Raw genomic sequence first — 6,209 nt, forward strand, 5'->3', positions numbered from 1 at the left:
AAGCCCGCCCCCGTCGTAGCCGCGCCGCCAGCGCCGCCGCCCGCGGCGGTCGCACCGCCGGCCCCGATCGTGTCGCGCGCCTCCGAGCCGAAGCCGATCACGATCACCACCGATCTTTCGCCGCGCCAGCCGGTTGAAAACCAGCCGGTGCTGCGCTCGGTCGGCCCCGGCGGCTTCGTGCGGCAGGCGCCGGGCGAACAGCAGCCGCCGATCGCGCCGGCCCCGCCGCGCCGCCTTGTGCCGGCCAAGCCTTCGCCGGAGATCGCCGGCAAGACGACGCTGCTCGATCTCAGCGACAAGGTGTGCAAATGGCCGCTCGGCCACCCCGGCGAGCCGGATTTCCACTTCTGCGGCGAAAAGGTGAACCCCGGTTTTCCCTATTGCGTCACGCATTGCGGCCATGCCTATCAGGCGCAATTGCCGCGCCGTGATCGCCGCGCGCCGCCGATCCCGTTCGGCGGGCCGCGTCCGCGCTGAATTTGCGTGGGATCGCACCATTATGGTGTGATCCCACCGCTCGCCGGCGCCTGAAACCGGCATGATTTACGCAATTTGCGCCAATTCCATCAGGTGCGCCCCTTAAGCGGCGTGCGGGATCATCCTTCCCATGATGAGGGGAAGATTTCGCCATTCGCCCGCGCTGATCGCCCGCGATTCGCGCGCCGCCGCCATCGTCGAATTCGCGCTGCTCGCGCCGGTGCTGCTGACGATCCTGCTGGGGGTGCTGGGCTACGGCCAGTATTTCCTGCTGGCGCATAGCGCGCAGCAAATCGCCAACGATTCGGCCCGCGCGACGATCAGCGGGATGAACGCGGCGGAGCGGTTTGGCCTCGCCAATGCGGCGATGGCGAAATCGCTTTCCCGCCTGCCCGAAATCAAGCCCGGCACCGCCGCGATCGCGGTGGAGGAAGCGCCTCCGCTGGTGACGGTGAAGGTGCGGATCGACGCGGGCGCGATCGGGCTGTTCCGCATCAAGTTGCTGCCGATGCCCGATCCGATGATCGAGCGCAGCGCGGTGATCCAGCAGGGCGGCGTGTTGTGACCGGGTTGCGCGAAAGCACGCGCGGCGGGGTCGGCGCGCTGGTGGCACTGGCGATGCCGGTGCTGATCGGGATCGCCGCCTTCGCGGTGGATCTCGGCGCGATGCAACTCGATACCCGGCGCTTGCAGGGGATGGCGGATGCCGCCGCGCTCGCCGCCGCATCGGGCGATCCGGGCAATGTGCAGCAAGCCGCCGACGCGATGGTGCTCGCCGCGCATTTCCCCCGCCGCGTAACCGCGCGGGTGACGACCGGCAGCTATCGCGCGGACGCGAGCATCGCCGCCGCGGCACGGTTCACGCCGGCGAACGGCAGTTCGGATGCGGTGCGCGTCGAGCTTGAATCGACATCGCCCACCTTCCTCGCCGCGATCTTCGGTCGGCGCGAGGTGCCGATCAGCCGGCAGGCGATCGCCGCGCGGCAACGCTATGCGAGCTTTTCGATCGGTTCGCGGCTGGCGAGCCTCGATGGCGGGCTGCTCAACGCGTATCTTTCCGCGCTGACCGGCGGCAATGTCTCGCTGTCGGTGATGGATTATCGCGCGCTGGCCGGGGCGGATGTCGATCTGTTCCGCTATCTGCCGCTGTTGCGCACCAAGGCGGGATTGCAGGCGGCGAGCTTTGGCGACGTGCTCAAGAGCAACGTCTCCACCCCGCAGGCGCTCGACGCGCTGGCGTCGGCGCTGTCGGCGGACGGGCAGCCGCAGGCGGCGAACGCGATCAAGGGCCTGCTCAACATGGCCGGTACGCGCGCGATCTCGCTCGCCGCGCTGATTGATGCCGGCCCGCTCGCCACGCAAAGCGAGGGCGGCACGGGGATCGCCAAGGTCGATGCGCTGGCGCTGACCACCGCGATGCTGCAACTGGGCGCCCCCACGCGGCAGGTGTCGCTCGATCTGGGGGCGAGCGTGCCCGGCCTCACCTCCACCCGCGTGACGCTGGCGATCGGCGAGCGCGAGGAACAGTCACCGTGGATCGCGATCACCGACAAGGGCACGCCGGTGATCCGCACCGCGCAGGCGCGGCTTTACCTGCGCAGCCGGGTGGCGCCCACCGCGCTTGCGGGATTGTCCGGGCTGGTCGCGGTCGATCTGCCGATCTTCGTCGAACTGGCGGGCGCGGAGGGACGGCTCAACGCGATCAACTGCGCGAGCGAGGCGACGCGGGGCGTGACGCTGGAAGCGCGGACCGATGCGGTGCGCGCCGCGATCGGCAATGTCGACGAGGGGCGGATGAGCGATTTCACCAGCCCGATCACGCCGACGCCGGCCAGGCTGGTCGATACCGTGCTGGTCGATGTGATCGGCAGCAGCAACATTTCGACCGGTGCGGCGGAGCCGTGGCAGAAGCTCAATTTCGACTGGAATGCGATCCAGTCCGGCACGCGCAAGACGATTCGCGCGACCGCACCTGTAGGCGGGCTGGCGACATCGCTTGCGACACAGGCATCGCTCAAGGCCGAATTGCTCGGGCTGCCGATCCCGGTCGACCCGCTGTTGCGCTCGGTGGGGGGCGTGCTGCAACTCGTCTCGCCCGCGCTCGATACCTTGCTGATGACCACCACCGGCGCGCTGGGGGTGGGGATCGGCGAGGCGGACCTGCGCGCCACGGGGATGCGTTGCGGCGCGGCGGCGCTGGTGGGGTAACGTCGCGCATGGGTTTGCCGTCGCCGCGCGCGCCGATATAGCTGGGCAATGTCCGATCTGTTCGCATCGCCCGCTTCCTCATCCACCGCCGCCAACAGCTATGACGCCTCCTCGATCGAGGTGCTGGAGGGGCTGGAGCCGGTGCGGCGGCGGCCCGGCATGTATATCGGCGGCACCGACGAGCGCGCGCTCCATCACCTTGCCGCCGAAGTGCTCGACAATGCGATGGACGAGGCGGTCGCGGGGCACGCGACGCGGATCGAGGTGACGCTGGCCGTCGGCAACCGGCTGACGATCGTTGACAACGGGCGCGGTATGCCGGTCGATCCGCACCCGAAATTCCCGGACAAGAGCGCGCTGGAGGTGATCCTCTCCATGCTTCATTCGGGGGGCAAGTTCGCCGGCAAGGCCTATGCCACCTCGGGCGGCTTGCACGGTGTTGGCGTCTCGGTGGTCAATGCGCTGTCGTCCGATACGGTGGTGGAGGTGGCGCGTGATCGCCAGCTTTATCGCCAGTGCTTTTCGAAGGGGCAGACGCTTGGCCCGCTGGAGATCGTCGGCGCCGCGCCCAACCGGCGCGGCACCTCCGTCGCCTTCACGCCCGATGTGGAGATTTTCGGGAGCGAACAGCATTTCAAACCGGCGCGGCTCTATCGCCTGGCGCGATCCAAGGCGTATCTGTTCGCGGGCGTCGAAATCCGCTGGAAATGCGCGCCCGAACTGATCGCGGACGATATTCCGGCGGAGGCGGTGTTCCAGTTCCCCGGCGGCCTCGCCGATCATCTGCGCGAGCAGATCGCGACCCGCGAATGCGCGACGGCGGATTTCTTCGCGGGGACACAGGAGTTTCCCGGCGAGCAGGGGCGCGTCGAATGGGCGGTGGCCTGGCCGTTATGGTCCGACGGCAGCTATAGCTGGTATTGCAACACGATCCCCACGCCTGATGGCGGCACGCACGAACAGGGCCTGCGCCAGGCGCTGGTGCGCGGGCTTCGCGCGTTCGGCGATCTGGTGGGTAACAAGCGCGCCAAGGATCTGACCGCGGATGACGTGATGGTCGGATCGGAACTGATGCTCTCCGTCTTCATCCGCGAGCCGCAATTCCAGTCGCAGACCAAGGACCGGCTCACCTCGCCCGAGGCGGCGGGGCTGGTCGAAAAGGCGGTGCGCGACCATTTCGATCATTACCTCAGCCACAATATGGAGCGCGGCAAGGCGCTGCTCGGTTATGTGCTGGAGCGGATGGACGATCGCCTGCGCCGCAAGCAGGAGCGCGAGGTAAAGCGCAAGACCGCCACTTCCGGGCGCAAGCTGCGCCTGCCCGGCAAGCTCACCGATTGTTCCGCCGACAGCCCGGAAGGGACGGAATTGTTCATCGTCGAAGGCGATTCGGCGGGCGGCTCCGCCAAGCAGGCGCGCGATCGCAAGACGCAGGCGATCCTGCCGATTCGCGGCAAGATATTGAACGTCGCCTCCGCCACCTCGGCCAAGATTCTCGCCAATCAGGAAATCGCCGATCTCGGGCTGGCGCTGGGCTGCGGCACGCGCAAGGATTGCGAGGCGGACAATCTGCGCTACGAACGCGTCATCATCATGACCGACGCGGACGTGGACGGCGCGCATATCGCCACCCTGCTGATGACGTTCTTCTTCCAGGAAATGCCCGATATCGTGCGGCGCGGGCACCTCTATCTCGCGCAGCCGCCGCTCTATCGCCTGACTGTCGGCGCGAAATCGCTCTACGCCCGCGATGATGCGCACCGCGCCGAGATCGAGGCGGGGGCGTTCAAGGGGCGCAAGGTGGAAGTTGCACGCTTCAAGGGCCTTGGCGAGATGAACGCCGGGCAGTTGCGCGAAACGACGATGGACCCGGCGACGCGCAGCCTGATCCGCATCACCCTGCCGCAGGAATATGAGGAGCGCGCGGGCGTGAAGGATCTGGTCGATCGGCTGATGGGCACCAATCCCGCGCACCGCTTCGCCTTCATCCAGGAAAATGCCGCGCGGATCGACGAGGAAGCGATCGACGCATGATGCGATGGGGGGTGATAGCGCTTCTGATCGTTGGGGGTGCCTATCTGCTCGGCGTGACCGCGCTTGCGGTAGGGCAGCGCTGGTTCATTTATCGTCCGCCGGCCAGCGCGAAGGGATATTTCCCTGCCGGCTTCGATCGCATCACGCTGCGGACCAGCGATGGTCTCGATCTGGTCGCAGCCTATCGGCCCGCAGCCGCTGGCCGACCGACGTTGGTCTATTTTCACGGCAATGGGGATTCGCTGGAGGGCGCGAACAGGGCCAGCGCGTTGCTACGACAGCGGGGCTATGGCCTCCTGCTCGTGGAATATCGCGGCTATGCGGACAATCCCGGCAAACCTGGTGAACAAGGATTGTACCGCGACGGTCGCGCGGCGCTGGACTGGCTGGCGGGCAAGGGGATTGCGAGCTCCGGTGTGATCCTGATTGGCTATTCGCTCGGATCGGGAATCGCATCGCAACTCGCAAGCGAGCGCGAGGTCGGCGGGCTGGCGCTGATCTCGCCGTTCTCGCGGCTTGCGGATGCAGCGTCCCATCACTTTCCCTATGTTCCTGTGCGATGGTTGTTGCGCGATCGGTACGACACTATCGACAAGCTGCGCGGGCGGCGCTTGCGGGTGCTTGTTCTGCACGGCGATAGCGATCGCGTGATCCCGTGGACGGAAGGGCGCGATGTGGCTGGCGTGATTCCCGGCGCGCAATTCGAGATCGTTCACGGCGCGGGCCACGAACTCGCCTTTCTGCCTGCCACGCAGGACAGGATCGTGCGCTGGCTGGCGCGATTGCAACCGGGCGGTTGATCCCGATCGCTCTTATGTTGACGCTCCCCCCACGCCGCCGGTATTAGCGCTCTCCGGGCGACCTTCTTTCGGGTCGCCCTTGCTCTTTTTCAGGAGATGCCCCGTGACCATCACCGCACTGATGCCCGTCTATCCGCGTTGCGGGGTGCGGCCGGTGCGAGGCGAGGGCGCGTATCTCTATGGCGAGCGAGGCGAGAAATATCTCGATTTCGCCAGCGGCATCGCGGTCAACTGCCTGGGCCACGGCCACCCGAAGCTGGTGAAGGCGATCGCCGATCAGGCAGCGACGCTGATGCACGTCAGCAACCTTTACGGCAGCCCGCAGGGCGAGCATTTCGCGCAGCGGCTGATCGACGCCACCTTCGCCGACACGGTGTTCTTCACCAATTCGGGCGCGGAGGCGGTGGAATGCGCGATCAAGACGGCGCGGCGCTATCATTTCGCGAACGGCCATCCCGAGCGGCATGATCTCATCACCTTCGACACCGCCTTCCACGGGCGGACGCTGGGGACGATTTCCGCCACCAACCAGCCGAAGATGCGCGACGGGTTCGAGCCGCTGCTGCCGGGCTTCAAATATGCGAAGTTCAACGATCTCGAAGGCGCGCTGGCGCTGATCGACGGCAATACGGCGGGTTTCCTGGTCGAGCCGATCCAGGGCGAGGGCGGCATCCGCCCGGCGACGCAGGA

General features: G+C 67.1%; 6 protein-coding genes. All 6 read left to right on the forward strand.

Annotated features, from left to right (window positions below; all coding sequences use genetic code 11):
- The coding region (locus Q0316_RS08235; RefSeq protein ID WP_298671220.1) for a GcrA family cell cycle regulator at positions 1 to 477 on the forward strand (477 nt) is incomplete at its 5' end.
- 133 nt (positions 478 to 610) lie between these two features.
- The gene (locus tag Q0316_RS08240) at positions 611 to 1,042 is read left to right on the forward strand and encodes a TadE/TadG family type IV pilus assembly protein (protein WP_298671222.1); all 432 of its coding nucleotides are present in this window, start codon (positions 611 to 613) and stop codon (positions 1,040 to 1,042) included.
- On the forward strand, positions 1,039 to 2,685 hold the full coding sequence (locus tag Q0316_RS08245; protein WP_298671223.1) for a pilus assembly protein TadG-related protein: 1,647 nt from the start codon (positions 1,039 to 1,041) through the stop codon (positions 2,683 to 2,685). The genes Q0316_RS08240 and Q0316_RS08245 overlap by 4 nt, the downstream gene beginning before the upstream one ends.
- 48 nt (positions 2,686 to 2,733) lie before the next feature.
- Positions 2,734 to 4,719: a DNA topoisomerase IV subunit B gene (gene parE / locus Q0316_RS08250; RefSeq protein ID WP_298671225.1), complete on the forward strand. Its 1,986-nt coding sequence runs from the start codon at positions 2,734 to 2,736 to the stop codon at positions 4,717 to 4,719.
- An 11-nt stretch (positions 4,720 to 4,730) separates the two neighbouring features.
- Positions 4,731 to 5,519, forward strand: coding sequence for an alpha/beta hydrolase (locus Q0316_RS08255; RefSeq protein ID WP_298671227.1), 789 nt, complete (start codon positions 4,731 to 4,733; stop codon positions 5,517 to 5,519).
- A gap of 103 nt (positions 5,520 to 5,622) precedes the next feature.
- Positions 5,623 to 6,209: aminotransferase class III-fold pyridoxal phosphate-dependent enzyme (locus Q0316_RS08260; RefSeq protein WP_298671229.1), on the forward strand; the 587-nt coding region annotated here is incomplete at its 3' end.

This window comes from uncultured Sphingomonas sp. (assembly GCF_937871615.1).
GTDB lineage: Bacteria > Pseudomonadota > Alphaproteobacteria > Sphingomonadales > Sphingomonadaceae > Sphingomonas.

Coding starts and splice junctions, on each gene's coding strand:
- Q0316_RS08240 (WP_298671222.1), top strand. CDS start 611: ATGAGGGGAAGATTTCGCCATTCGCCCGCGCTGATCGCCCGCGATTCG.
- parE (WP_298671225.1), top strand. CDS start 2,734: ATGTCCGATCTGTTCGCATCGCCCGCTTCCTCATCCACCGCCGCCAAC.